Source organism: Pseudomonas sp. PSB11 (assembly GCF_014596605.1).
In the GTDB taxonomy this organism is placed as follows: Bacteria; Pseudomonadota; Gammaproteobacteria; order Pseudomonadales; family Pseudomonadaceae; genus Aquipseudomonas; species Aquipseudomonas umsongensis.
The window spans coordinates 76,282-100,915 of record NZ_NOIO01000001.1; the positions used below are offsets into that span (position 1 = coordinate 76,282).

The following is a 24,634-nucleotide window of genomic DNA, read 5'->3' on the forward strand; positions in this document are numbered from 1 at the left end:
CCGCTCCCACAGGTTTTGCGTATTACCGCATTCGGCTTACTGCCCCGGAATGTCCTTGCGCAGTTTCACCGGGTCTTGCTGCTTCTTCTTTCTCGCAATGGCGGTGCGCATCTTGATATTGATCGCCTCCACTGCCAGCGAGAACGCCATGGCAAAGTAGACGTAGCCTTTTGGCACGTGCACGTCGAAGGATTCGGCAATCAGCACCATACCGACGATCAACAGGAACGCCAGCGCCAGCATCTTCAGAGAAGGGTGCTTGTCGATGAACGCGCTGATAGTGCCCGAGGCTAGCATCATCACCAACACCGCCACGACAATCGCCGCCACCATGACCGGTACATGGGAAACCATGCCGACGGCAGTGATCACCGAGTCCAGGGAGAACACGATGTCGATGATCGCGATCTGGATGATGGTGTAGAGAAAGTTGCCGCCCTTCATCGAAGGCTCGTCATCGCTTTCGTCTTCACCTTCCAGCGCGTGGTACATCTCTTGCGAGCTCTTCCACAGCAGGAACAAGCCACCGAAGAACAGGATCAGGTCACGCCCGGAGATGCCCTGGCCGAACACTTCGAACAGGTCGGAGGTAAGGCGCATGACCCAAGTGATCGACAACAGCAACAGAATCCGCGTGACCATGGCCAGCGCCAGGCCGAAAATCCGGGTGCGCTGTTGCATGTGCTTGGGCATGCGGCTGACCAGGATCGAAATCATGATGATGTTATCGATACCCAGGACGATTTCCAGGGCAGTCAGGGTAAAGAAGGCAACCCAGATTTCAGGGTTGGTCAGCCATTCCATGTGTATTCCTTTGAGCGATTGTTAAACCAAAAAGGGCCCCGACTTCAAACCGCGAAGCCTGGACCCGAAATGGTGAGTCTTGGGCTTATAGAGTGCTGAACAGCGGAAAAATCCCCATCAGCAATGCAGCAACCAGTATGCACATGCAAACCAGCACTGCCCACTTCAGGGTGAAGCGCTGGTGATCACCGAAGTCGATGCCAGCCAGGGCCACCAGGAGGTAAGTCGATGGTACCAGCGGGCTCAACAAGTGGACGGGCTGACCGACGATCGAGGCACGTGCCATTTCCACCGCGGTAATACCGTAATGGCTGGCGGCTTCGGCCAGTACCGGCAACACGCCGTAATAAAATGCATCATTCGACATGAAGAAGGTGAATGGCATGCTCACCAACGCCGTGATCACTGCCAGGTATGGGCCGAGGAAGTCCGGAATCACCGACAGCAGGCTTTTGGACATGGCATCGACCATGCCAGTGCCCGACAGGATACCGGTGAAGATACCCGCGGCAAAGATTAGCCCGACCACCGCCAGCACGCTACCGGCGTGGGCCGCGACGCGATCCTTCTGCTGTTGCAGGCACGGGTAGTTGACGATCATCGCGATACTGAACGCCACCATGAACAGCACCGGCAGCGGCAACAGGCCGGCGATCAGGGTGCACATCAGGACCAGGGTCAGGGCGCCGTTGAACCAGATCAGACTCGGCCGACGTGCATCCGGGAATTGCGAAACGGTGATCTCGCTGTGATCGACCTCATCGCCGACCAGATGCAACTCCCCCAGACGCGCACGTTCACGCTTGCCGTAGAAGTAGGCAATGGCAAGGATGGCCAGGACCCCGGCGGCCATCGCGGGAATCATCGGCACGAAGATGGCCGATGGATCGACGTGCAGCGCACTGGCGGCACGGGCGGTCGGGCCACCCCACGGAGTCATGTTCATCACGCCACCGGCGAGGATGATCAAGCCGGCCATGATCCGCGGGCTCATGCCGATACGACTGTAGAGCGGCAGCATGGCGGCCACGCAGATCATGTAGGTGGTCGCGCCGTCACCATCGAGGGAAACGACGAGCGCCAGGACGGCGGTACCCACCGACACTTTCAACGGGTCGCCCTTGACCATTTTGAGGATCTTGCGCACGGCCGGGTCAAACAGGCCGGAGTCGATCATCAGGGCAAAGTACAGAATTGCGAACATCAGCATCACGCCGGTTGGCGCGAGCTTGGTAATGCCTTCGAGCATCATCGGGCCGATTTTCGGGCCGAAACCGCCAAACAAGGCGAAAACGATCGGGATGATGATCAAGGCGATCAACGCGGACAGGCGCTTGGTCATGATCAGGAACATGAACGTGATGACCATGGCGAAGCCAAGGAAAGTCAGCATGGGAATACTCCAGGCGTAGCGCGGCTAGGGAAATGGGCGGATCGGATGGGATCAGCGCAGAACGGGAAGCACGAGACGTACGGGCGGAGTTGCAGCGAAGCGGCGAAGAGAAGAGGACATCAGGGTCACCATTGTTGTTGTTTAATGGGCTGGGCGAACAATCGAACATTCGCTTTAGCCAACCGGTCTGTTGCCGGCAGTGAGGGCGATCCTAATCGGGGAAGCTTTCAGCCAGCTTTCGCCGATGAAAGCATTGACCGGATGCGCAACCGGTCGTCGGACCGGGGCAGGGAGGGGAGACCGAGTTGTGCCCTTCGCGAGCAGGCTCGCTCCCACAATGGTTTTGATCCCCTGTGGGAGCGAGCCTGCTCGCGAAGACGTCAGTGAAAATGCATCAGGAGAAACAGCATGGTCGATATGCATACCGGCGGCTGCCATTGCGGACAGCTTCGCTATCAATTCAGCGGCCCATTGCACGATATCGCCCATTGCCATTGCTCGATTTGCCGGCGGGTCAGCGGCGGTATCGTAACCACCTGGATCACAGTGCCGGCATCGACCTTTCAATGGCTGGCGGGAAAACCGGCGCGTTACGAGTCTTCGCTAACCTGCGCGCGCTTTTTCTGTGGTAACTGCGGGGCGCAACTGGCATTGGTGACTCACCTGAGCCCGGGCAGCATCGACGTGACCATCGCTACCCTCGATCACCCGGAACAGGCCCCAGCCGAACGCCACATCTGGACCGACAGCCGCCTGCCGTGGTTGCATCTGGATGAGCATTTACCGGGCGAAGCCGAAGAAACACTCTGATCAGAAAATAGACAGGTCGAGCGGGCGAATCGCGCCCATCCAGATCGCGTGCTCGCTGTGATCCAGCAAATCGTCCCCGGTGTCGGGGTGCAGGAACACCACCAACCCCTTGCGGTTGAGTGCCAACCACGGCAATACCTCACCGATGAGCTCAGGGCCGAACGCCAGTTGGCAGCTCCAATCCGGGTGTGGGCCAACGGGGCGTTCGTGTAGCCGGCCCATTTTCAGCGGGAACAATTGCGCCGCTTGCTCACACAGGGCCCGCGCCTGGTCGATGGTGCTGGCATCGAAATAGACATGGGCGTGGTAACCCTTGATCCGTTGCATCTGAATCCCTCCAAAACCGAGTCGAACCCTCACCATTTCCTGTAGGTCGAATGCCATACAGGAAGGAAAACAAGGGAGTTCAGCCATGAAAAATGCCGAAACCCCGGTGGTGAAAGTGGTGCTTTATGGTGCCATGAGTAGCCTGGGCAGTGCGCTGATGGCTGAAATGCTGCGGCGCCAACATGAAGTGATCGCCATTCTCGATGACTTGACGGCACTGGCACCGCGCCCGGGCTTGCGAACCAAGACCGGCGATCTTTTCGACGCGCAACGGGTCAAGCAAAGCGTGGCCGGCAGTTCGGCGGTTATCTGTTTATTAGACGCACCCGGTTTGCCATTCAACAGTGAACACGTGGAGAAAAACATTGTGCCCGGCCCGGTCGAGCAGGTGTTGGCGGTGGATGCATTGCTCGATGGCATGCAGGCAGCGGGTATCGCTCGGTTATTTCTAGTGGGGGACTTTGAGATCCTGGACGATCCTGAAATCGAAGACGGGTTGCAGCGCCACGCTGCGGAAGAAATCCGCGAAGCGCTACAAAGCAGTGCCTTGCACTGGACGATGGTGAACGCCCCGCGCGGAGTGCCTGGCTTGACCATCGAACATTTCAGCCAGATTGGCGGCAACCTTGAGCCGGGGCTGGCCGAGCCGCTGGCACGTTTGGCCCGCACGGCAGTGGGGATCGCTGATGAGTTGCATCTGAACCTGCATATTGGCGAGCACGTAAATTTTGTTGCCACCGATAGCTAGATCGCAATTGAGGGCAGTGCCATCCCGCTCAACGATTGCGCACTGCTGGCCTGCTCGGCCATCAACCAATCGACAAACTGCTGGATCAAGGCGCCACGCCGTTTGCGTTGTGGTAACACGACGTAATAACCCAGCCTGGAGATCACCGTTTCGGCAATCGGTCGACACAACAAACCTTGTGCCAGCAAGTTATCCACAAGGTGCCGCCAGCCAATCGCCACGCCCTGGCCGCCAATGGCGGCCTGAATCAACAAGGTGTAATTATCGAAACGCAATTGGCCGGGCGCCGGGGGCGAGGTGATGCCCAACTCGCGGAAGACCCCGCTCCAGTCAAACCAGAGGCTGCTGTTTTCGCCACGCAGGTGCAGAAGTGGAAACTCCAACAATGATCGAGCGGGTAGGGGCAGGGCACGATCATTCAGTAGTTGCGGGCTGCACACCGGGAACACTTCCTCGCTGAACAGCCAACGACTCTCGCCTTGCTTGAAGCGGCCATCGCCGAACAGCACTGCTACATCGATATCGCTGCGCAACATGTTATGGCTACGTTCACTGGTCACCAGACTGACGTCGACCTGTGGGTTGGCCGCGTGAAAGCGGTGCAACCGAGGCATCAGCCAATAGGCGGCAAAGGCAAAATCGGTAGCGACTTGTAGCACTTCATGCTGATGTTGGGCGCTAATTGCGCTCAATCCTGCATCGATATTCTGCAAACCCAGCTGAACTTGTTCGAATAGGATAGCTCCCGCCTCAGTCAGTTCGATGCCGCGATAGATGCGGTCGAACAGTCGAGCCCCCAACTGCTCCTCCAGTCGTTTGATTTGCTGGCTGACCGCCGGCTGCGTGGTTCCCAGTTCGACCGCCGCCGCCGTAAAGCTGCGTTGCCGGGCCGCTGATTCGAAAGCGCGGAGCAAATCCAGAGAAAGGTCACCAAGCGCGTCATACATAAGCTGTGCTTATCCTAGTCATTGCCGCCCGTGGGCTTTACCGCAAAGTGTATGGGTTACATCCTCGATCCCAGCACTCTCGCATAAACATCCACTATGGAATGCCGCGATCACATGAAGCGCAAGAACATTCTTTTCATCATGGCCGATCAAATGGCCGCGCCAATGTTGCCGTTCTACGGCCCTTCGCCTATCAAATTGCCTAATCTGAGCCGCCTCGCCGCCGAGGGCGTGGTATTCGACAGCGCTTATTGCAACAGCCCGCTGTGCGCACCTTCGCGCTTCACCCTGGTCAGCGGTCAGCTGCCGAGCAAGATCGGTGCCTATGACAACGCAGCGGATTTCCCCGCCGATGTGCCGACTTATGCCCATTACCTGCGGCGCCTAGGCTACCGCACCGCGCTGTCAGGCAAGATGCATTTCTGTGGTCCGGACCAACTGCACGGTTATGAAGAGCGCCTGACCAGCGATATCTACCCGGCCGATTACGGTTGGGCGGTGAATTGGGACGCACCGGATGTGCGTCCGACCTGGTACCACAACATGTCCTCGGTGCTGCAGGCAGGCCCCTGCGTGCGCACCAACCAACTGGATTTCGATGAAGAGGTGGTGTTCAAGGCGCAGCAGTACCTGTTCGACCACATTCGCGAGGATGGCGACCAGCCGTTTTGCCTGACGGTCTCGATGACTCACCCCCACGATCCCTACACAATTCCCAAGGCCTTCTGGGACCTGTACGACGACGCTGACATTCCGTTGCCGGCAACACCGGATCAACACGACCTCGATCCACACGCCCAGCGATTGCTCAAGGTCTATGACCTGTGGGACAAACCGCTGCCTGTGGATAAAATCCGCGACGCTCGCCGTGCCTACTTCGGTGCATGCAGCTATATCGACAGCAACGTCGGCAAACTCCTGCAAACCCTTGAGGATACCGGGCTGATCGATGACACCATCATCGTATTTTCCGGCGATCACGGTGACATGCTCGGCGAACGGGGCCTCTGGTACAAAATGCACTGGTATGAGATGGCCGCTCGTGTCCCCCTGTTGATAAGTGCTCCAGGGCAATTCGGCGCCGGCCGGGTCAGTGCATCGGTATCCACCGCCGACCTGTTGCCGACCTTTGTGGAACTGGCCGGCGGCACTCTGGATCCGGGCTTGCCGCTCGATGGCCGTTCGCTGGTTGCGCATCTGCGAGGGCAGGGCGGACACGATGAAGTGTTCGGCGAATACATGGCCGAAGGCACTATCAGTCCATTGATGATGATTCGTCGTGGCGCTTACAAGTTCATCTACAGTGAAGATGACCCCTGTCTGCTCTTCGATGTAGTCAATGACCCGCGAGAACTGGAAGAACTCAGCCAATCGCCGCAACATCGTCAAATTTTCGACGATTTTCTCGCCGAAGCTCGCGCCAAATGGGACATTCCAGCCATCCATCAACAGGTGCTCGCGAGCCAGCGGCGCCGGCGTTTCGTCGCCGATGCCCTGACCATCGGCAAGCTGAAGAGCTGGGATCACCAGCCACTGGTTGATGCCAGTCAGCAATACATGCGCAATCACATCGACCTCGACGATCTGGAGCGCAAAGCACGTTATCCACAACCCTGCCAAAACCAATAATGTTAAGGGGAAGTCCATGCAAAGGTTATCCACAGTACTGACGGTCGGACTTCTGGCCCTGGGCAGTGCATCGGTGTATGCCGATCAAAGTTGCGAGACGGTGAAAATGGCCGACCCTGGCTGGAGCGATATCGCCGCAACCAACGCGATCACCGGGTTTCTGCTGGACGGCATGGGCTACAAGGCCAAGGTCGACACCCTCGCGGTGCCGATTACCTTTGGCGGGCTCAAGGATGGCCAGGTGGATGTTTTCCTCGGCAACTGGATGCCGGCGCAGCAGGGTTTCTACGACAAGTTCGTCGCCACCGGGGACGTCACGCAACTGGCGAAGAACCTCGACGGCACCGAGTTCACCCTCGCTGTCCCGGATTACGTCTGGGACGCGGGTGTGCATAACTTTGCCGACCTGAACAAATACGCCGACAAGTTCGACCACAAGATCTATGGCATCGGGTCTGGCGCACCGGCGAACATTTCGCTGCAAGAGATCATCAAGAAAAATGATTTCGACATGGGTCAGTGGAAACTGATCGAATCCAGCGAGCAGGCCATGCTTGCGGAAGTGTCCCGCGCGGTGAAGAAACAGAAGTTCGTGACCTTCCTCGGCTGGACGCCGCACCCAATGAATGTGCAGCTGAAAATGCATTACCTGAAGGGTGGCGAGAAGTACTTTGGCGACACCGGCAGCGTCCACACCCTGACCCGCAAAGGTTATGCACAGGCCTGCCCGAACGTCGGCAAGCTGCTCACCAACCTGAGCTTCACCCAGGAGATGGAGAACAGCATCATGGCCGAGGTGGTGAACAAGAAAGTCAGCAATGCCGATGCGGCCAAGGCGTGGATCAAGGCCAACCCGGCAGTGCTGGACAAGTGGCTCGATGGCGTGAAGACCGTGGATGGCAAAGATGCGTTGCCGGCAGTGAAAGCCAAGCTCTGACCACCCGACCTGTGGCGAGGGGATTTATCCCCGCTGGGCCGCGAAGCGGCCCCAAAGCATGCAATTAATTAACGACTGCTTCGCAGCCGAACGGGGATAAATCCCCTCGCCACATGGATTGCATCGTCCTGATACCCTTGTGCAAAACCCAATCCGAGAGGACCCATGGCCCTTCCCAGCCGCCATTCACTCTTCCCATTCCTCACATGGTTACCCAGGCAAACCCGCGCCAGCGTCGGTCGTGACCTGATCGTCGGCCTCAGTGGCGCGATTCTCGCGTTGCCGCAATCCATCGCCTACGCGCTGATTGCCGGCCTCCCACCGGAATACGGCTTGTATGCGGCGATCATCCCGGTGTTGATCGCTTGCCTGTGGGGCTCGTCGTGGCATTTGATCTGCGGTCCGACGGCGGCCATTTCCATCGTCCTGTACGCCAGCGTCAGTCCCCTGGCCATTCCTGCAACGCAGGACTACGTCACCGTGATCCTGTTGCTGACCCTTCTGGCAGGGATTTTCCAGTGGCTGCTGGGGTTGCTGCGCTTTGGTGCGCTGGTCAATTTCGTCTCTCATTCGGTGGTGCTTGGCTTCACCCTTGGCGCGGCGGTGGTCATTGCCGTCGGCCAGTTGCCCAACTTGCTGGGGCTGGAGCTGCCCAGCCAAGCCACCGCACTGGACAGTTTCATCACACTGACCGCACACCTGGGTGAAGTGGATAAACCTTCGCTCATTCTCGGATTGGCCACCGTGGCGGTCGGCTTGATCCTCAAGCTGTGCTTGCCGCGCTGGCCGACGCTGCTGATTACCCTGGTGCTGGCTGCCGTGCTGGTCTGGCTCTGGCCCTCCATGTTCGGTCACGTAAAGTTGGTGAGCGCCTTCACCGGTAAGCTACCGCCTTTTAGCCCATTGCCGTTGGACCTCGACCTGATCCTGCGCCTGTTGCCCAGTGCCGTGGCGGTCGGAATGCTCGGGCTGGTCACCAGCCTGTCGATTGCCCGTTCGCTGTCGGCGCGCTCGCAACAGTTGCTCGACGCCAATCAGGAAGTCCGCGCCCAAGGCTTGTCCAATATTGTCGGCGCGTTTTTTTCCGGTTCGCTGTCGGCCGGCTCCTTCACCCGTTCAGGCCTGAGCTACGAAGCGGGGGCCTGTTCGCCGTTGGCGGGAGTCTTTTCGGCTTTGTGGGTAGCGTTGTTCGCCGTTTTCGGTGCCAGTCTGATCGCACGCATTCCCATCCCGGCCATGGCCGGCAGTATTTTGCTGATCGCCTGGGGCCTGGTGGACCATCGTGGCATTCGGGCGTTGCTACGGGTCAGCCGCGCCGAGTTCGTGGTCATGGGCCTGACCTGTGTCGCCACGCTGCTGTTGGAACTGCAGACAGCGATCTATGCCGGGGTGCTGGCATCGCTGTTCTTTTACCTCAAGCGCACCTCGCAACCAAGGGTGCAGCATTTGCGTGACGGCGATGAAGACATTCTGCGGGTCGGGGGCTCGATCTTTTTCGGCGCAAGCCACTACCTGCAAGTTCGCCTGCAGCGAATGCAGGGTGCACGCGTGGTGATCGAGGCGCAGCAGATCAACTTCATCGACTATTCAGGGGTTGAGATGCTGCATCAGGAAGCACGGCGGTTACTGCGCCAGGACCGCAGCCTGACCCTGCGCCGGGCTCGGCCGCAGGTGGTGGATGAATTGAGGAAGCTGGAAGGGGCAGAGAAATGCCCGATCCGGTTTGAAGACTGAAACAACCTGATACGTGTAGGAGCGAGCCTGCTCGCTCCTACAGGGGGGCTTACGCAGCCAGTTGCCGACGAAGCTCGGCCAACACCGGCGCGGTATCCGGTCGGACCCCGCGCCACAGGAAGAAGGCTTCCGCCGCCTGCTCGGCCAACATCCCCAGCCCATCCATCGACACCGCCGCGCCATGCTCGCTGGCCCAACGGCAAAACGAGGTCGGCTCCTTGCCGTACATCATGTCGTAGCACACCGTCTTGCCCGGTTCGATCAGGCTGGCGGCAATCGGCGGCACATCGCCCGACAAACTCGCGGACGTCGCATTGATGATCAGGTCTACCGACTCTTGCAGCCAGTCATAACCACTGGCCGATACCGGGCCCAGATCGCAGAACAGTTCGGCCAGCAACTCGGCTTTGTCCACCGTACGGTTGGCGATGACCACCGACGCTGGCTGCTCAGCCAACAACGGCTCCAGCGCACCGCGCACTGCGCCACCGGCACCGAGCAGCAGGATGCGCTTGCCCTTGAGGCTGAACCCGGCATTGACCGTCAGGTCCCGTACCAGGCCAGCACCGTCGGTGTTATCGCCCAGCAAACTGCCATCTTCCAGCTTGCTCAGTGTGTTCACCGCGCCGGCCCGCTGTGCCCGCGCCGTGAGGTTGTCGGCCAGGCGATAAGCCTCTTCCTTGAATGGCACTGTCACATTCGCACCACGGCCTTCGAGGAAAAACGCCCGGGCACAGCTCGAAAAATCATCGAGGGGCGCCAGTGAAGTGCTGTAGTCGAGTTTCTGCCCGGTCTGCTCGGCGAACAGACGATGAATCAACGGCGATTTGCTGTGGCCAATCGGGTTACCGAATACGACGTAACGGTCCATCTGGATTCCTCGTTCAGGCCTTGGCCAACCAATCGCGATCTTGCAGGAAATACTCAGTCAGGCGCGCTTCTTCGCTGCCAGGCTCGGCTTTCCAGTCGTAACCCCAGCGGACTTGCGGCGGCAGCGACATGAGAATCGACTCGGTGCGACCGCCCGATTGCAGCCCGAACAAGGTGCCACGGTCGTAGACCAGGTTGAATTCGACGTAACGCCCACGACGGTACTCCTGGAACTCCCGCTGCTTGGCGGTATAGGCGTCGTTTTTGCGGCGCTGCACGATGGGCAGGTACGCCTCGATGTAGGCGTCACCGATAGCACGCATGAACGCGAAGCTGGTGTCGAAATCCCACTCATTCAGGTCATCGAAAAACAAGCCGCCGATTCCCCGCGGTTCGTGGCGATGCTTGATGTGGAAGTAGCTGTCGCACCAGGCCTTGTAACGCGGGTAGACGTCCGCACCGAAAGGCGCACAGGCCTGTTCGGCGACGCGGTGCCAGTGCACGCAATCTTCTTCATTGCCGTAGTACGGTGTCAGGTCGAAGCCGCCGCCAAACCACCAGACCGGCTCTTCACCTTCTTTTTCGGCGATGAAAAACCGCACGTTGGCGTGGGAAGTCGGTACATGCGGGTTGTGCGGGTGGATCACCAGCGATACACCCAGGGCCTCGAAACCGCGTCCGGCCAGTTCCGGCCGGTGGGCACTGGCCGACGGTGGCAAACCGCTGCCGAAGACGTGGGAAAAGTTGACGCCGCCTTTTTCGATGACCGCGCCATTTTCGACCACTCGGGTGCGTCCGCCACCGCCGGCAGGCCGGGTCCAGGCGTCTTCGACGAAGCGCGTACCGCCGTCTTCGGCCTCCAGGGCAGCGCAAATACGGTCTTGCAGATCGAGCAGGTAGGCTTTAACGGCCTCGGTGCGGGTAGTCATGGCATCACCTTGGATCGGGCAAAGCTACGCGGCGCTCCACAGGAGCCAGCCTGCGCAAATGGGCGCGTAGCATACCACCGCCGAAGCGCTCGTCGCAGTTGACGCAGATCACGCTTCGCAGTCCCATAGGTCGCTTGGTAAAACAATCTCAGGAGAGTGCAGATGGCAAAGCGTATCCAGTTCCGTGCCCACGGTGGCCCCGAAGTGCTTGAGTATGTCGATTATCAGCCCTCCGAGCCCGGCCCGCAGCAGGTCCGCGTGACCAACAAGGCCATCGGCCTGAACTTCATCGACACCTATTACCGCAGCGGCCTTTATCCGCCACCGGCTCTGCCATCGGGGGTCGGTTCGGAAGGCGCGGGCGTTGTCGAAGCGGTCGGTAGCGAAGTGACCCGATTCAAGGTCGGCGATCGCGTGGCTTACGGCAGTGGCCCGTTGGGTGCCTACAGCGAGGTCCACGTCTTGCCCGAGGCCAACCTGGTACACCTTCCGGACGCCATCAGCTTCGAGCAGGCTGCGGGTGTGATGCTCAAGGGCCTGACCGTGCAGTACCTTCTGCGCCAGACCTATGAACTCAAGGGTGGCGAGACCATCCTGTTCCACGCCGCTGCCGGTGGCGTCGGTTCCCTGGCCTGCCAATGGGCCAAGGCCTTGGGCGTAAAGTTGATCGGCACCGTGAGCTCGGCGCAGAAAGCCGCGCTGGCCAAGGCCAATGGTGCCTGGGCGACCATCGACTACAGCCATGAAAACGTCGCGCAACGCGTACTGGAATTGACTGACGGCAAAAAGGTCCCGGTGGTGTACGACGGCGTCGGCAAGGACACTTGGCTGACCTCTCTGGACTGCGCGGCGCCCCGTGGGCTGGTCGTGAGCTTCGGCAATGCGTCCGGGGCGGTGGACGGGGTGAACCTGGGGATTCTGGCGGGGAAAGGCTCGTTGTACGTCACTCGGCCGACGCTGGCGACCTACGCCAATAACGCGGAAAACCTGCAGCGTATGGCCGATGAACTGTTCGAGATGATCATCAGCGGCAAAGTGAAGGTGGATATCAGCCAGCGTTATCCATTGGCGGACGCAGCGAAGGCGCAGACAGAGTTGTCCGCGCGGCGTACGACCGGATCGGTCATTCTGTTGCCTTGAGGACGCCTTCGCTGGCAAGCCAGCTCCTACAGGTTTTGTGTCGATCACAGAACCCTGTAGGAGCTGGCTTGCCAGCGAAGAACGATGACGCGGTATCAGTCCGGGCGCACAACATGCCCGGTCGCCAGATCCCGGATAACACTCGGGTTCTTGCGCCCACCCAGGTTCCCACCCAACACCAGATCAACCTGACCACGGAAATACTGCTCCACGCGAATCCGCGTGCGCGCTGCCGGCCGGCCCTGGGGGTTGGCGGACGTCGACACCAACGGCCCGACCAGTGCGCACAATTCCCGCACCTGCGGGTGATCGCTGACCCGCAGCGCCACCGTTTCATGCACGCCGGTAATCCACTGCGGCAGCATGTTCTGATGCGGCACCAACCAGGTGTTCGGCCCCGGCCAGGTGCTGGCCATGCGATCCATCCACAGCTCGGGAAAATCGTCAAAGAGGAAGTCGAACTGGCGGATATTGTCGGCCACCAGTATCAGGCCCTTGTCCACGGACCGCCCCTTGATCAGCAGCAAACGATCCACTGCCTCTTCATCCCACGGGTCGCAACCCAGACCCCAGACAGCTTCGGTTGGGTAGGCAATCACCGCCCCTGCGCGAATTGCTCGTGCGGCTTGCTGCACACGCCAACTGTTGACCATGAAAAATTCTCCAGAATAAGGCTCTGCGCAGTTTACCGATCTTCCTCGTAAAACCTAGCTTACCCGCGCAAACCAGCGCCCGTTTTCGCAGACTGCGCGGCCATCCATTTCCAGTTCCGTCAACGTTGCCAGGACCTTGGGCAAGGTCCAACCGCTGGCATCGGCCAGTGCTTCACTGGTGTGGGGGGCCGCGTGGAGCAGTACAAGTAGCGGATGACTCGTTACGGTCGCGAGTGTTTCTGTTGAAAACGGTAGCTGCTGCCAGCCGCGCAAGGCTTCGAGGATATGCTCGATGGTTTCCACCAGCACGGCGCCGTCGCGGATCAACTGATGGCAACCGCGAGCACCGGGATGATGAATCGACCCTGGAATCGCATACACCTCGCGCCCCTGTTCCGCCGCCAGCCTGGCCGTGATCAACGAACCACTGGCAACACTGGCTTCAACCACCAGCACGCCGAGGGACAAACCGCTGATGATCCGGTTGCGTCGGGGGAAGTTGCTGGCGCTCGGAGCGGCGTCCAGCGGAAACTCCGAGAGCACCGCGCTGCCCGATGCGATCATTGCGTCCGCCAGGCGCCGATTACGCTGTGGATAAAAATTTTCGAGGCCCGTGCCAAGTACCCCGACCGTTCGCCCGCCAACATCCAGTGCCGCCTGGTGCGCGGCTGCATCGATCCCCAAGGCCAGACCGCTGGTAATGACAAACCCGGCACCCGCCAGGCTGCGAGAAAACGCGGCAGCGGTGTCCATGCCTGGCCGTGAAGCACGACGACTGCCGACCATCGCCAACTGCGGTTTTTCCAGGATCTGTGGATCGCCCGCCACGAACAACAACGGTGGCGCGTCGCTGATTTGCGCCAGCAGCGCCGGGTAGTCGGGCTGGTCCCACATCAGTAAATGCTGGTCCTGACGCTCTATCCAGGCCAATGCGTGGCTGGCTCCGTCACGAATTTCAGGGGCGCGCCGGGCCTCGCCACACACCTGCGGCAAGCCCAACGCTCGCCACGCACTGGTGGGCGCACTGATGGCTTTGGACGCCGAACCGAAGGCTTCCAGCAATTTCCGGAAACGCGCCGGACCAAGTTCCGGTAATCGGTGCAGACGTAAACGTGCTTCCAGCTCCGCAGGGGAAACCGATGAAACAGCGGGTATCGACATGGATCATCCTTGATCGTTATGAGCCCCCATCGAAATGGGAATAAGCTGTGGATAACTCTGTTGGTAACTTGTGAAGTTCGCTAAGGATTCTGCACCTTGTCCAGCACCGCCAAAGAACGCGAGGCCTTCAGCACCAGTCCGTAGCTGAGCTTGTCGTAGGTGCGAAAAACCATCAGAAGACCGGCGCGTTCATCCGGAATTTTCAATGGCTGTCCGGTGATCCGGTCACGCACGGTTTCACCGGTTTTCATCACTACCAGGACATTCCCTTCGGCCAGGCCATCGCGTTTTCCCTTGTTCAAGGTGACTACGTCCAGCGCACCGATCTGCGTGACCCCGCGCGGTACATCGATGATCAGGCCATTGACCTGGGTGTGGGGAGCGCTGGGCATGAACGTCGAATTGATCGACCGTTCTTCGCCGCTGAACAGGCGGTCGCCGAGACGCACCTCCTGGGTGGTGCGTTGCAGCACCAGCGTCGCGACGTCACCTTCAGTGGCGACAATCTCACCACCGCCTATGTCATCGGCGTTGATGCCCAGGAATTCCTGGGTCTGCGGATCGGTGTAGACCTTGCCCTGACGAAAAATGCCATACACCGGTTGAGCCGGGTCGACGAGGCCGCGGGCGAAGATACGGTCGCCGGTGCCACTGAGTACGCGTTCGGCATCACCGGCAACGATATAAGGCGCCTTGTCGAAATCCTCGGCGTTGTCGACGATGCGGTTACTCAGCAAAAAGCTGTTGATCGATTTCAGCGGGATACTCGATATGGCGTCGGCCACAGGGCTGCTGCGCACCCGTGGCGAAAGCTTAATGGTGCCTCGCGAGGTGCCGCGGGTGAGGGTCAGTCGTGGTTGGCCGTTGAGGTAGACCAGCGATAGCGTATCCCCGGGGTAGATGAGGTTCGGGTTTTCAACCTGTGGATTGACCTGCCAGAGTTGCGGCCACTGCCAGGGCTCACGCAGGTACTTACCCGATATGTCCCAAAGTGTGTCGCCCGCGGCGACGGTGTACTGCTGTGGAAACCCTTCCCGAAGTTGCACTTGCCCATGCGCAAAACCTGCCGAGGCCAGAAGGAGCAGGGCGAGTAGTGATTTCCTCATGCGATGAATCCCTTTATTATGTATGTTCGCGTGAAACGCCAGAGCCCTCGGTGGCTCGCTCCCCGCTTGCTTATGAAAAGAAGGGAGCTACGTTTTACAACGGTAGCCTGCATCTTCTCTGGAGCAGCCAGGCCATCGACCCGACTTTACTTCACACGTGCAGTAATCAGAGCTTATGGCCATTTTAAACATCCTCGAATTCCCTGACCCGCGCCTGCGTACGATCGCCAAGACAGTGACCGTAGTGGACGACGAAGTGCGTCAGCTGGTCGATGATATGTTTGAAACAATGTATGAAGCGCCAGGCATCGGCCTCGCCGCGACCCAGGTCAACGTGCACAAACGTATCGTCGTGATGGACCTCTCCGAAGACCGCACCGAACCACGGGTGTTCATCAACCCCGAGTTCGAGCCCCTGACCGACGAGATGGAGCAATACCAGGAAGGCTGCCTCTCGGTGCCGGGTTTCTACGAAAACGTCGATCGCCCGCAAAAGGTCAAGGTCAAGGCCCTGGACCGCGATGGCCAGCCATACGAACTGATCGCCGAAGGCCTGCTCGCCGTTTGCATCCAGCACGAATGCGACCACCTCAACGGCAAATTGTTCGTCGACTACCTGTCCACGCTCAAACGTGACCGTATCAAGAAGAAACTGGAAAAACTTCATCGCCAGAACGCTTGATGCCCCTCTTCAAAGGCTTGCCGCGGCAAGCCTTTTTCTTTTCAAGATGCTTTGTAATCGAGAGCTTTCATGACTGAGCCACTGCGCATTGTCTTTGCCGGCACCCCGGAATTCGCCGCCGAACACCTCAAGGCCCTGCTCGACAGCCCTTACGAGATCGTTGCGGTCTACACACAGCCGGATCGTCCGGCGGGGCGTGGGCAAAAGCTGATGCCGAGCCCGGTCAAGCAACTCGCCCTTGAAAACAATATTGCGGTATTGCAACCCCCGACCTTGCGCAATGCCGACGCCCAGGCCGAATTGGCCGCACTGAAGCCGGACTTGATGGTGGTGGTTGCCTACGGCCTGATCCTGCCGCAAGTGATACTGGATATTCCGCGCTTGGGTTGCATCAATAGCCACGCTTCCCTGCTGCCTCGCTGGCGCGGTGCGGCGCCGATCCAGCGTGCCGTCGAAGCCGGTGACAGCGAAAGCGGCGTGACGGTGATGCGCATGGAAGCCGGCCTCGACACCGGGCCGATGCTGCTCAAAGTCATCACGCCGATCAGCGCCCAGGATACCGGTGGCAGCCTGCACGACCGTCTGGCCGAAATGGGTCCGCCCGCCGTGCTCCAGGCGATTGCCGGCCTCGCCGCCGGTACGCTGGAAGGTGAAGTGCAGGACGACAGCCTGGCCACCTACGCACACAAATTGAACAAGGATGAGGCGCGCATCGACTGGACGCGGCCAGCAGTTGAGCTGGAGCGTCTGGTTCGCGCTTTCAATCCTTGGCCGATCACCCACAGCACACTGAACGGCGAAGCGCTGAAAGTGCTGGCGGCGAACGTGGCCGAAGGGCAGGGGACAGCGGGTGAAATTCTTGCTGCCAGCAAAGACGGGCTGATCGTTGCCTGCGGTCAGCAGGCCCTGTGCCTGACCCGCCTGCAATTGCCCGGTGGCAAGGCGCTGAACTTCAGCGACCTGTTCAACAGCCGTCGTGAGAAATTCGCCATCGGCACCGTCCTCGGTCAAGCGGTGGACGCTCAATGAACCCGCGTTTGGCCGCCGCCAAGGCACTCGCCGCTGTCCTGAGCGGCAAAGCTTCGCTCAACAGTTCATTGCCGACACAACTGGACAAAGTCGAAGACCGTGATCGCGGTTTCACCCAGGATCTGGCGTTTGGCACCGCTCGCTGGCAGCCGCGCTTATCGGCGCTGGCGGCCAAGCTGCTGCAGAAACCGTTCAAGGCTGCCGACGCCGATGTTGAAGCGCTCTTGCTGGTGGGCCTCTACCAACTGCTCTACACCCGAGTCCCTCCCCACGCCGCGATCGGCGAAACCGTGGGTTGCGCCGACAAGCTGAAAAAACCTTGGGCCAAGGCCTTGCTCAATGCCGTACTGCGCCGCGCGCAACGGGAAAGCGAAACCCTGTTGAGCGAGCTGGAGCACGACCCCGTAGTGCGTACCGCTCACCCGCGCTGGCTGCAAAAGTCGCTCAAAGCTTTTTGGCCCGAACAGTGGGAAGCCATTTGCAAGGCGAATAACGCGCACCCACCCATGATCCTACGGGTCAACCGCCGCCATCACAGCCGTGAGGCCTACCTTGGCCTGCTCAGTGAAGCGGGTATCGCCGCCAATGCATGCGTTTACAGCCGCGACGGCATCATCCTCGATGCAGCCGCCGACGTGCGCAGCCTGCCAGGCTTCGCCGAAGGGTGGATCAGCGTGCAGGACGAAGCGGCACAACTGGCTGCCGATTTGCTGGACCTGGCGCCGGGCCAACGCGTGCTCGACGCTTGCTGTGCACCCGGCGGCAAGACCTGCCATATCCTCGAAGCCGAACCCAAACTGGCCGGCGTCGTCGCCGTGGACCTTGAAGCCAAACGCCTGGTGCGGGTGCGCGAGAACCTCGAACGCCTGAAATTGAGCGCCGAACTGATCGCCGCCGACGGCCGCGACACCGCCACCTGGTGGGACGGCAAGCCCTTCCAGCGCATCCTCCTCGATGCACCGTGCTCGGCCACCGGCGTGATTCGCCGCCACCCGGACATCAAGCTGACGCGCCAGGCCGATGACATCGCCGCGTTGGCGTTGCTGCAAGGAGAATTGCTGGACGCCCTGTGGATGACACTGGAAGTCGGCGGCATTCTGCTCTATGCCACCTGTTCCACGCTGCCGACCGAAAACACCGAAGTGATCGAGGCCTTCCTCGCTCGCACCCCGGGTGCCCGCGAACTGGACTTGGCCACGACGGCCGGGATCAAGCAGCCCCATGGTCGGCAACTGCTCGCCCAGGAAGGCGGCCACGACGGGTTCTATTACGCAAAGCTGATCAAGATCGCCGCCGCACGCGGCTAAACGGATTCAACGGAGTGACTGGATGAAAATCATCATCCTCGGAGCGGGGCAGGTCGGCGGTTCGCTGGCGGAGCACCTGGCAAGCGAAGCGAATGACATTACCGTGGTCGACACCGATGGCGAACGCCTGCGTGACCTCGGCGACCGGCTGGATATCCGTACGGTACAAGGCCGCGGTTCGCTGCCCAGTATTCTGCGCCAGGCTGGCGCCGATGATGCCGACATGCTGGTCGCCGTGACCAGCAGCGATGAAACCAATATGGTGGCCTGCCAGGTTGCCCATACCCTGTTTCATACACCGACCAAGATCGCCCGCGTGCGTGAAGCGGCGTACCTGACCCGCAACGAATTGTTCGACAACGAAGCGATCCCGGTGGATGTGCTGATCAGCCCCGAGCAAGTGGTCACCAACTACATCAAGCGCCTGATCCAGCATCCGGGCGCCTTGCAGGTGATCGACTTCGCCGAGGGCAAGGCGCAGTTGGTTGCGGTGCGGGCCTATTACGGCGGGCCGCTGGTGGGTCAGCAACTGCGCCAGCTGCGTGAACACATGCCGAATGTCGAAACCCGCGTGGCCGCCATTTTCCGTCGCGACCGACCGATCCTGCCCCAGGGCGATACGGTGATCGAAGCGGATGACGAAGTATTTTTCATCGCCGCCCGGGCGAATATTCGCGCGGTCATGAGTGAAATGCGCCGTCTCGACGAGACCTACAAGCGCATCGTCATCGCCGGTGGCGGGCAAATCGGCGAACGCCTGGCCGAAGCCATTGAAAGCCGTTACCAAGTGAAGATCATCGAGATGAACCCGGCACGCTGCCGGCATCTCTCGGACACCCTCGACAGCACCGTGGTGTTGCAGGGCAGCGCCTCGGACCGTGACCTGCTGCTGGAAGAGAACATCGCCGACGCGGACATCTTCCTGGCCCTGACCAACGACGACGAGGCCAACATCATGTCGTCGCTGCTGGCCAAGCGCCTGGGGGCGAAGAAGGTGATGACCATCATCAATAACCCGGCCTACGTCGACCTGATCCAGGGCGGCGACATCGACATCGCCATCAGCCCGCAACTGGCAACCATCGGCACCTTGCTGGCACACGTGCGGCGCGGCGATATCGTCAGCGTGCACTCACTGCGCCGCGGCGCTGCGGAAGCCATCGAGGCCATTGCCCACGGCGACGCGAAATCGAGCAAGGTGATCGGCAAGGCCATCGAAAACATCGGCTTGCCACCGGGCACGACGATTGGTGCGATTATTCGCGATGAAGAGGTCATTATCGCGCACGATGACACCGTGATCGCCGCCGGTGACCATGTGATCCTGTTCCTTGTGGATAAAAAGCATATTCGCGATGTGGAAAAGCTGTTCCACGTCGGGTTGAGCTTCTTCTGAACCTTTAGGACGCCTTCGCTGGCAAGCCAGCTCCTACAGAGGATCGCGCATAACCTGTAGGAGCCGGCTTGCCGGCGAAGGCGATATCGAAAACGACACCTATTCGGAGTTTATTCCATGATCGAATCCCTGGAAAAAATGCTCGCCAAGGGTGTGGATAACTCATTGCTGCGCTTCGGCCTGGGCAAGGGTTACCTGGATCTCGGGGAAAACGCCAAGGCCGTCGAGCATTTCCAGCGTTGCGTTGAGATCGATCCGAAGTACTCGGCCGCCTGGAAGCTGTTAGGCAAGGCTCATCTGGCGCTGGCGGATGTCGCGGCTGCGCGACAAGCCTGGGAGAAAGGCCTGGAAGCCGCCCGAAACCACGGCGACAAACAGGCCGAAAAAGAAATGACAGTGTTTCTGAAGAAACTCGACCGTCAGGCGCACTGACTGCAGATAGCGCAAGCCATCCGGTTCAGTACCAGCGTTCTTCACCCGCAGGACGCTTCTTGAAGCGCTTCATGCTCCACATGTACTGGCTCGGATACGCCCTCACATAGCGCTCGACGACCTGGCTCATGGCTGCGCAAGAAGTGGCGGTATCGGTGCTGTACATGGCCTCGGGCGCGGCTTCCAGGATCACCTTGTAGCCCGAACCGTCCGGCAACCGCAACGCATGCAGGAACACGCCCACCGCTTTGCCACCGGCGAGCATGTTCGGCACAAACTTGCTGGTCAGCGCCTGTACGGCGAAGAACGGCACGAAGATCCCCGCGGATTCGGCCGGTTCCGGGTCGGCTGGAATACCCACCGCACCCCCTCTGCGCACTTCCTTGATCACGCTGAGGATGCCTTCCTTGGTGGAAGCGGCCACCTTGTTGCCCAGTTGAACCCGTTGCTTTTGCAGCAACTCATCCACCGCCTTCAATTTTGGCGGGCGATAGAAAATGATCGGTTTGCACTGGCTGCAGTAGAAGTGGTTGAGCACTTCCCAGTTGCCCAGGTGACTGGTAATACCCACCACGCCTTTGCCGGAGGCGAGGGCGTCTTTCAATACGTCGAGGCCTTCCACCTCGCGGACCAGGTCGATGGAGCGCTGGGCCGGCCAGATCCAGGCACAGGCGCTTTCAGTCAGGGACTTGCCAATGTCCCGCAAGCTCTGGCCCACCAGGTGCTCACGCTCGGCGGGGTCCATGTCGGGAAAGCACTTGGACAAATTGATCCGCACCACATCGCGGGAACGGTTCGGGGTTTTCCACATGACCCAGCCTATCGCCGAGCCCACGGCTTGAACGGCCCGCCACGGAAGCAGGGCAAACAGCCGCAGAGCGCCTACCAGCAAGGCGCCTTTCAACTTATCCACAGGTCACTCCTGATCTTGTGCTGTGCGCGAGGCGGCCATTCTAACCGCCGTTGACCAGCATCGCGTAGCGATCGCAATCGCGGGTGTGGTCCATGACCATGCCCGATGCCTGCATCAGTGCGTAGCAAATGGTCGGGCCAACGAAGGTGAACCCGGCCTTTTTCAAGCCTTTGCTCATCTCCACTGCCTCGGGTGTGATCGCCGGCACTTCGCTGCGATCCTTGAAATGATTGATCTTCGGCACACCGCCGACAAAGGACCAGAGAAACGCCACCGGATCCTCCAGTGCCATCCAGGCCTGGGCATTGCGTCGGGCCGCGTTAAGCTTGAGGCGATTGCGGATGATCCCCGGGTCGAGCATCAGTTCATCGATTTCCGCGTCGCTCATCTGCGCCACGCGCTGGACGTCGAAGCCGTACATCACCCGGCGATAATGCTCGCGCTTGCGCAGCACGGTGATCCAGGAAAGGCCGGCCTGGAACCCTTCGAGCAAAAGCAACTCGAACAATGCCTGCGCATCGCGTAGCGGCGTGCCCCACTCCTGATCGTGATAGGCCATGTACAGCGGATCTTCGGTACACCAAAAGCAGCGTGGCATAGGGCTCCAGGGGGCGTGCGCAGCAACGAATCGGGTATACTCCCGCTCTTTAAATCGCAGCCCAAGAAACAGGTGAATTTCGTGAGCCAGCCTACGCCAGCCGTGCGTACCTTCCAAGACTTGATCCTCGCCCTCCAGCAATACTGGGCCGAGCAAGGTTGTGTGGTACTTCAGCCCTACGATATGGAAGTAGGCGCCGGCACTTTCCACACCGCTACATTCCTGCGCGCCATTGGCCCGGAAACCTGGAACGCCGCTTATGTACAGCCAAGTCGTCGCCCGACTGACGGCCGCTACGGCGAAAACCCGAACCGTCTGCAGCACTACTACCAGTTCCAGGTGGTGCTCAAGCCGAACCCGGACAACTTCCAGGAACTGTACCTGGGCTCCCTCAAGCACGTGGGCCTGGACCCATTGGTGCATGACATTCGGTTCGTCGAAGACAACTGGGAATCGCCGACCCTCGGCGCCTGGGGTCTGGGCTGGGAAGTCTGGCTCAACGGCATGGAAGTGACCCAGTTCACCTACTTCCAGCAAGCGGGCGGCATCGAATGCTACCCCGTGACCGGCGAGATCACTTACGGCCTCGAGCGCCTGGCCATGTACCTGCAAGGCGTGGATTCGGTCTATGACCTGGTCTGGGCTGACGGTCCGTTCGGCAAAGTGACCTACGGCGACGTGTTCCACCAGAACGAAGTGGAGCAGTCGACCTACAACTTTGAACACGCCAACGTCGAGAAGCTGTTCGAACTGTTCGATTTCTACGAAAGCGAAGCCAAGCGCCTGATCGAACTCGACCAGCCGCTGCCGTTGCCGAGCTACGAAATGGTGTTGAAGGCCTCCCACACCTTCAACCTGCTGGATGCGCGCCGGGCGATTTCCGTGACTGCGCGTCAGCAATACATCCTGCGTGTTCGCACCCTGGCGCGTTCCGTTGCGCAAGCCTACCTGCTGGCTCGCGCCAAGCTGGGCTTCCCGATGGCGACCCCGGACCTGCGTGACGAAGTACTGGCCAAGCTGGAGGCTGCACAATGAGTGCTCTGGATTTTCTGGTTGAATTGGGCACTGAAGAACTGCCACCCAAGGCCCTGAACACCCTGGCCGAGGCATTCCTTGCCGGTATCGACAAGGGCCTGCAAGCTGCCGGCCTGAACTACGAGACCAAAACCGTATACGCCGCGCCACGCCGTCTGGCGGTGCTGATCACCTCGCTGGCCACCCAGCAGCCGGATCGCAGCATCAACCTCGATGGCCCGCCACGCCAGGCCGCGTTCGATGCCGAAGGCAACCCGACTCAAGCGGCACTGGGCTTTGCCAAGAAATGCGGGGTCGACCTGAGCGAAATCGATCAGAGCGGTCCGAAACTGCGTTATAGCCAGAGCATTGCCGGCAAGCCGACCGCGAGCCTGCTGCCGACCATCGTCGAAGATTCGCTGAACGACCTGCCGATCCCTAAACGCATGCGTTGGGGTGCGCGCAAGGAAGAATTCGTGCGTCCGACTCAATGGCTGGTGATGCTGCTCGGCGACCAGGTCATCGATTGCACCATCCTTGCCCAGAAGTCCGGCCGCGATTCCCGTGGTCACCGCTTCCACCATCCAGAAAGCGTGCGCATCGGTTCGCCGTCCAGCTACCTGGCCGACCTGCGTGCCGCTTACGTGCTGGCCGACGCCAACGAGCGTCGCGACATCATCAGCAAGCGCACCGAAGAGCTGGCCACCCGCCAGGAAGGCACGGCGATCGTTCCACCAGCCTTGCTCGATGAAGTGACCGCGCTGGTCGAATGGCCGGTGCCGCTGGTGTGCTCGTTCGAGGAGCGTTTCCTCGACGTGCCGCAAGAAGCGCTGATCACCACCATGCAGGACAACCAGAAGTACTTCTGCCTGCTGGATGCTGAAGGCAAGTTGCTGCCACGTTTCATTACCGTGGCCAACATCGAAAGCAAAGACCCGCAGCAGATCATCGCCGGTAACGAAAAAGTGGTTCGCCCACGCCTGACCGACGCCGAGTTCTTCTTCAAGCAAGACAAGAAGCAGAAGCTCGAAGAATTCAACCAGCGTCTGCAGAACGTGGTGTTCCAGGAAAAACTCGGCAGCGTCTACGACAAAGCCGAGCGCGTTTCCAAGCTCGCCGCCTACATCGCTGCGCGCATCGGCGGCAACGCTTCGTGGGCCGCTCGCGCAGGCTTGCTGTCAAAATGCGACCTGGCCACCGAAATGGTCGGCGAGTTCCCGGAGATGCAAGGTGTCGCCGGCTACTACTACGCCCTCAATGACGGCGAGCCGGAAGATGTCGCCCTGGCCCTGAACGAGCAATACATGCCGCGCGGTGCCGGTGCCGAATTGCCTGCCACCCTGACCGGTGCGGCCGTGGCCATCGCCGACAAGCTCGACACCCTCGTGGGGATTTTCGGGATCGGCATGCTGCCAACCGGTAGCAAAGACCCCTACGCCCTGCGCCGTGCCGCCCTGGGTGTGCTGCGTATCCTGATCGAGAAACAACTGGATCTGGACCTGAACGACGCCGTGGCGTTCGCCGTGAATGCGTTCGGTGCCAAGGTCAAGGCTGCCGGCCTCAACGATGCGGTACTGGAATTCATCTTCGACCGTCTGCGTGCTCGTTATGAGGATGAAGGCGTCGATGTGGCCACCTACCTGTCGGTTCGTGCCTTGAACCCGGGTTCGGCCCTGGACTTCGACCAGCGCGTGCAAGCGGTGCAGGCTTTCCGCAAGTTGCCGGAAGCGGCGGCCCTGGCGGCGGTGAACAAGCGCGTATCGAACTTGCTGAGCAAGGTCGAAGGCTCGGTACCGACCGTGGTGGAAGCCAAGTACTTCGACAATGCCAACGAGTTCTCCCTGTACTCGGCGATCCAGCAGGCTGACCAGGCTGTCCAGCCTATGGCCGCGGCACGTCAGTACAGTGAATCGCTGGCTCGCCTGGCTGCATTGCGCGAGCCGGTGGATGCGTTCTTCGAAGCGGTGATGGTTAACGCCGAAGATGCCAATGTGCGTGCCAACCGTTATGCACTGCTGGCGCGCCTGCGTGGCTTGTTCCTCGGCGTCGCCGATATCTCGTTGCTGGGGTAAGAC

Annotated in this window: 24 protein-coding genes; 13 read left to right on the forward strand and 11 right to left on the reverse strand. The window is 60.2% G+C overall.

The features are described from left to right. Positions 1 to 36: 36 nt before the first annotated feature. On the reverse strand, positions 37 to 804 hold the full coding sequence (locus CGA21_RS00385; protein ID WP_110748423.1) for a TerC family protein: 768 nt from the start codon (positions 802 to 804) through the stop codon (positions 37 to 39). 85 nt (positions 805 to 889) lie between these two features. After that, positions 890 to 2,197: a CitMHS family transporter gene (locus CGA21_RS00390; protein ID WP_020798016.1), complete on the reverse strand. Its 1,308-nt coding sequence runs from the start codon at positions 2,195 to 2,197 to the stop codon at positions 890 to 892. A 408-nt stretch (positions 2,198 to 2,605) separates the two neighbouring features. Here CGA21_RS00390 and CGA21_RS00395 point away from each other — a divergent pair, with 408 nt between their 5' ends. Then, positions 2,606 to 3,007, forward strand: a complete 402-nt coding sequence (locus CGA21_RS00395; protein WP_110748420.1) for a GFA family protein — start codon at positions 2,606 to 2,608, stop codon at positions 3,005 to 3,007. Here the strand turns inward: CGA21_RS00395 and CGA21_RS00400 are convergent, their stop codons facing one another. Beyond that, positions 3,008 to 3,334 (reverse strand): DOPA 4,5-dioxygenase family protein, encoded by a 327-nt coding sequence (locus CGA21_RS00400; protein ID WP_188263307.1) that lies wholly within the window; start codon positions 3,332 to 3,334, stop codon positions 3,008 to 3,010. Between the two features lie 85 nt (positions 3,335 to 3,419). Here CGA21_RS00400 and CGA21_RS00405 point away from each other — a divergent pair, with 85 nt between their 5' ends. Beyond that, positions 3,420 to 4,082, forward strand: coding sequence for an NAD(P)-dependent oxidoreductase (locus tag CGA21_RS00405; protein ID WP_110748415.1), 663 nt, complete (start codon positions 3,420 to 3,422; stop codon positions 4,080 to 4,082). Here the strand turns inward: CGA21_RS00405 and CGA21_RS00410 are convergent. After that, positions 4,079 to 5,029, reverse strand: a complete 951-nt coding sequence (locus CGA21_RS00410) for a choline sulfate utilization transcriptional regulator (protein WP_110748413.1) — start codon at positions 5,027 to 5,029, stop codon at positions 4,079 to 4,081. The two genes, CGA21_RS00405 and CGA21_RS00410, sit on opposite strands and share 4 nt — an antisense overlap. Before the next feature lie 114 nt (positions 5,030 to 5,143). On the opposite strand from CGA21_RS00410, the gene betC reads away from it, so the two are divergent. From betC to CGA21_RS00425, 3 genes are all read left to right on the forward strand, one after another. Further along, positions 5,144 to 6,658, forward strand: coding sequence for a choline-sulfatase (gene betC, locus CGA21_RS00415; protein WP_188263308.1), 1,515 nt, complete (start codon positions 5,144 to 5,146; stop codon positions 6,656 to 6,658). Between the two features lie 16 nt (positions 6,659 to 6,674). Beyond that, the gene (gene choX / locus CGA21_RS00420; protein ID WP_179054925.1) at positions 6,675 to 7,595 is read left to right on the forward strand and encodes a choline ABC transporter substrate-binding protein; all 921 of its coding nucleotides are present in this window, start codon (positions 6,675 to 6,677) and stop codon (positions 7,593 to 7,595) included. A 165-nt stretch (positions 7,596 to 7,760) separates the two neighbouring features. Beyond that, on the forward strand, positions 7,761 to 9,329 hold the full coding sequence (locus CGA21_RS00425) for a SulP family inorganic anion transporter (RefSeq protein WP_188263309.1): 1,569 nt from the start codon (positions 7,761 to 7,763) through the stop codon (positions 9,327 to 9,329). Positions 9,330 to 9,378: 49 nt separating this feature from the next. Here CGA21_RS00425 and aroE read toward each other — a convergent pair whose 3' ends face one another. Together aroE and hemF are read right to left on the reverse strand one after the other, a co-directional pair. After that, complete coding sequence (gene aroE / locus CGA21_RS00430; protein WP_110748392.1) at positions 9,379 to 10,200, reverse strand: shikimate dehydrogenase; 822 nt, start codon at positions 10,198 to 10,200, stop codon at positions 9,379 to 9,381. Between the two features lie 13 nt (positions 10,201 to 10,213). Beyond that, entirely contained in the window at positions 10,214 to 11,128 is a 915-nt protein-coding gene (hemF, locus tag CGA21_RS00435; protein ID WP_188263310.1) for an oxygen-dependent coproporphyrinogen oxidase, read from the reverse strand. A 162-nt stretch (positions 11,129 to 11,290) separates the two neighbouring features. Here hemF and CGA21_RS00440 point away from each other — a divergent pair, with 162 nt between their 5' ends. After that, positions 11,291 to 12,268 carry an NADPH:quinone reductase gene (locus tag CGA21_RS00440; protein WP_020798006.1) on the forward strand — a complete coding sequence of 326 codons (978 nt, stop codon included), beginning with the start codon at positions 11,291 to 11,293 and terminating at the stop codon, positions 12,266 to 12,268. A 95-nt stretch (positions 12,269 to 12,363) separates the two neighbouring features. Here the strand turns inward: CGA21_RS00440 and CGA21_RS00445 are convergent, their stop codons facing one another. The 3 genes from CGA21_RS00445 to CGA21_RS00455 form a co-directional block, all read right to left on the reverse strand. Further along, positions 12,364 to 12,921, reverse strand: coding sequence for an L-threonylcarbamoyladenylate synthase (locus tag CGA21_RS00445; RefSeq protein ID WP_020798005.1), 558 nt, complete (start codon positions 12,919 to 12,921; stop codon positions 12,364 to 12,366). A gap of 54 nt (positions 12,922 to 12,975) precedes the next feature. Continuing rightward, positions 12,976 to 14,082, reverse strand: a complete 1,107-nt coding sequence (gene dprA, locus CGA21_RS00450; RefSeq protein ID WP_110748386.1) for a DNA-processing protein DprA — start codon at positions 14,080 to 14,082, stop codon at positions 12,976 to 12,978. An 80-nt stretch (positions 14,083 to 14,162) separates the two neighbouring features. Next, positions 14,163 to 15,188, reverse strand: a complete 1,026-nt coding sequence (locus CGA21_RS00455) for a LysM peptidoglycan-binding domain-containing protein (RefSeq protein ID WP_188263311.1) — start codon at positions 15,186 to 15,188, stop codon at positions 14,163 to 14,165. A gap of 175 nt (positions 15,189 to 15,363) precedes the next feature. Here CGA21_RS00455 and def point away from each other — a divergent pair, with 175 nt between their 5' ends. The 5 genes from def (at position 15,364) to CGA21_RS00480 (ending at position 20,034) form a co-directional block, all read left to right on the forward strand. After that, entirely contained in the window at positions 15,364 to 15,870 is a 507-nt protein-coding gene (def, locus tag CGA21_RS00460) for a peptide deformylase (RefSeq protein WP_008064647.1), read from the forward strand. A 69-nt stretch (positions 15,871 to 15,939) separates the two neighbouring features. After that, positions 15,940 to 16,899 (forward strand): methionyl-tRNA formyltransferase, encoded by a 960-nt coding sequence (gene fmt / locus CGA21_RS00465; protein ID WP_188263312.1) that lies wholly within the window; start codon positions 15,940 to 15,942, stop codon positions 16,897 to 16,899. Beyond that, entirely contained in the window at positions 16,896 to 18,206 is a 1,311-nt protein-coding gene (gene rsmB, locus CGA21_RS00470; protein ID WP_110748377.1) for a 16S rRNA (cytosine(967)-C(5))-methyltransferase RsmB, read from the forward strand. The genes fmt and rsmB overlap by 4 nt, the downstream gene beginning before the upstream one ends. A 22-nt stretch (positions 18,207 to 18,228) precedes the next feature. Then, the gene (gene trkA, locus CGA21_RS00475; protein WP_020798000.1) at positions 18,229 to 19,602 is read left to right on the forward strand and encodes a Trk system potassium transporter TrkA; all 1,374 of its coding nucleotides are present in this window, start codon (positions 18,229 to 18,231) and stop codon (positions 19,600 to 19,602) included. Positions 19,603 to 19,719: 117 nt separating this feature from the next. Beyond that, on the forward strand, positions 19,720 to 20,034 hold the full coding sequence (locus CGA21_RS00480; RefSeq protein ID WP_020797999.1) for a tetratricopeptide repeat protein: 315 nt from the start codon (positions 19,720 to 19,722) through the stop codon (positions 20,032 to 20,034). A gap of 25 nt (positions 20,035 to 20,059) precedes the next feature. On the opposite strand, the gene CGA21_RS00485 is transcribed toward CGA21_RS00480, so the two are convergent. Together CGA21_RS00485 and tag are read right to left on the reverse strand one after the other, a co-directional pair. Beyond that, positions 20,060 to 20,947: a lysophospholipid acyltransferase gene (locus tag CGA21_RS00485; protein WP_110748374.1), complete on the reverse strand. Its 888-nt coding sequence runs from the start codon at positions 20,945 to 20,947 to the stop codon at positions 20,060 to 20,062. Between the two features lie 40 nt (positions 20,948 to 20,987). Next, the gene (tag, locus tag CGA21_RS00490; protein ID WP_033045429.1) at positions 20,988 to 21,545 is read right to left on the reverse strand and encodes a DNA-3-methyladenine glycosylase I; all 558 of its coding nucleotides are present in this window, start codon (positions 21,543 to 21,545) and stop codon (positions 20,988 to 20,990) included. 81 nt (positions 21,546 to 21,626) lie between these two features. Between tag and glyQ the strand changes: the two genes are divergently transcribed. Both glyQ and glyS read left to right on the forward strand, forming a co-directional pair. Further along, positions 21,627 to 22,580, forward strand: a complete 954-nt coding sequence (gene glyQ / locus CGA21_RS00495) for a glycine--tRNA ligase subunit alpha (RefSeq protein ID WP_003213601.1) — start codon at positions 21,627 to 21,629, stop codon at positions 22,578 to 22,580. Then, positions 22,577 to 24,631, forward strand: coding sequence for a glycine--tRNA ligase subunit beta (gene glyS, locus CGA21_RS00500; RefSeq protein WP_110748371.1), 2,055 nt, complete (start codon positions 22,577 to 22,579; stop codon positions 24,629 to 24,631). The genes glyQ and glyS overlap by 4 nt, the downstream gene beginning before the upstream one ends. The last annotated feature ends 3 nt before the right edge of the window (positions 24,632 to 24,634 follow it).

Bases quoted from the DNA above. Each gene is read 5' to 3' on its own strand.
- betC (WP_188263308.1), top strand. From the start codon at position 5,144: ATGAAGCGCAAGAACATTCTTTTCATCATGGCCGATCAAATGGCCGCG.
- CGA21_RS00440 (WP_020798006.1), top strand. From the start codon at position 11,291: ATGGCAAAGCGTATCCAGTTCCGTGCCCACGGTGGCCCCGAAGTGCTT.
- dprA (WP_110748386.1), bottom strand. From the start codon at position 14,082: ATGTCGATACCCGCTGTTTCATCGGTTTCCCCTGCGGAGCTGGAAGCA.
- CGA21_RS00405 (WP_110748415.1), top strand. From the start codon at position 3,420: ATGAAAAATGCCGAAACCCCGGTGGTGAAAGTGGTGCTTTATGGTGCC.
- hemF (WP_188263310.1), bottom strand. From the start codon at position 11,128: ATGACTACCCGCACCGAGGCCGTTAAAGCCTACCTGCTCGATCTGCAA.
- aroE (WP_110748392.1), bottom strand. From the start codon at position 10,200: ATGGACCGTTACGTCGTATTCGGTAACCCGATTGGCCACAGCAAATCG.
- CGA21_RS00480 (WP_020797999.1), top strand. From the start codon at position 19,720: ATGATCGAATCCCTGGAAAAAATGCTCGCCAAGGGTGTGGATAACTCA.
- glyS (WP_110748371.1), top strand. From the start codon at position 22,577: ATGAGTGCTCTGGATTTTCTGGTTGAATTGGGCACTGAAGAACTGCCA.
- fmt (WP_188263312.1), top strand. From the start codon at position 15,940: ATGACTGAGCCACTGCGCATTGTCTTTGCCGGCACCCCGGAATTCGCC.
- trkA (WP_020798000.1), top strand. From the start codon at position 18,229: ATGAAAATCATCATCCTCGGAGCGGGGCAGGTCGGCGGTTCGCTGGCG.
- CGA21_RS00410 (WP_110748413.1), bottom strand. From the start codon at position 5,029: ATGTATGACGCGCTTGGTGACCTTTCTCTGGATTTGCTCCGCGCTTTC.
- def (WP_008064647.1), top strand. From the start codon at position 15,364: ATGGCCATTTTAAACATCCTCGAATTCCCTGACCCGCGCCTGCGTACG.
- CGA21_RS00445 (WP_020798005.1), bottom strand. From the start codon at position 12,921: ATGGTCAACAGTTGGCGTGTGCAGCAAGCCGCACGAGCAATTCGCGCA.
- CGA21_RS00390 (WP_020798016.1), bottom strand. From the start codon at position 2,197: ATGCTGACTTTCCTTGGCTTCGCCATGGTCATCACGTTCATGTTCCTG.
- CGA21_RS00395 (WP_110748420.1), top strand. From the start codon at position 2,606: ATGGTCGATATGCATACCGGCGGCTGCCATTGCGGACAGCTTCGCTAT.
- CGA21_RS00425 (WP_188263309.1), top strand. From the start codon at position 7,761: ATGGCCCTTCCCAGCCGCCATTCACTCTTCCCATTCCTCACATGGTTA.
- choX (WP_179054925.1), top strand. From the start codon at position 6,675: ATGCAAAGGTTATCCACAGTACTGACGGTCGGACTTCTGGCCCTGGGC.
- CGA21_RS00385 (WP_110748423.1), bottom strand. From the start codon at position 804: ATGGAATGGCTGACCAACCCTGAAATCTGGGTTGCCTTCTTTACCCTG.
- CGA21_RS00400 (WP_188263307.1), bottom strand. From the start codon at position 3,334: ATGCAACGGATCAAGGGTTACCACGCCCATGTCTATTTCGATGCCAGC.
- tag (WP_033045429.1), bottom strand. From the start codon at position 21,545: ATGCCACGCTGCTTTTGGTGTACCGAAGATCCGCTGTACATGGCCTAT.
- CGA21_RS00455 (WP_188263311.1), bottom strand. From the start codon at position 15,188: ATGAGGAAATCACTACTCGCCCTGCTCCTTCTGGCCTCGGCAGGTTTT.
- rsmB (WP_110748377.1), top strand. From the start codon at position 16,896: ATGAACCCGCGTTTGGCCGCCGCCAAGGCACTCGCCGCTGTCCTGAGC.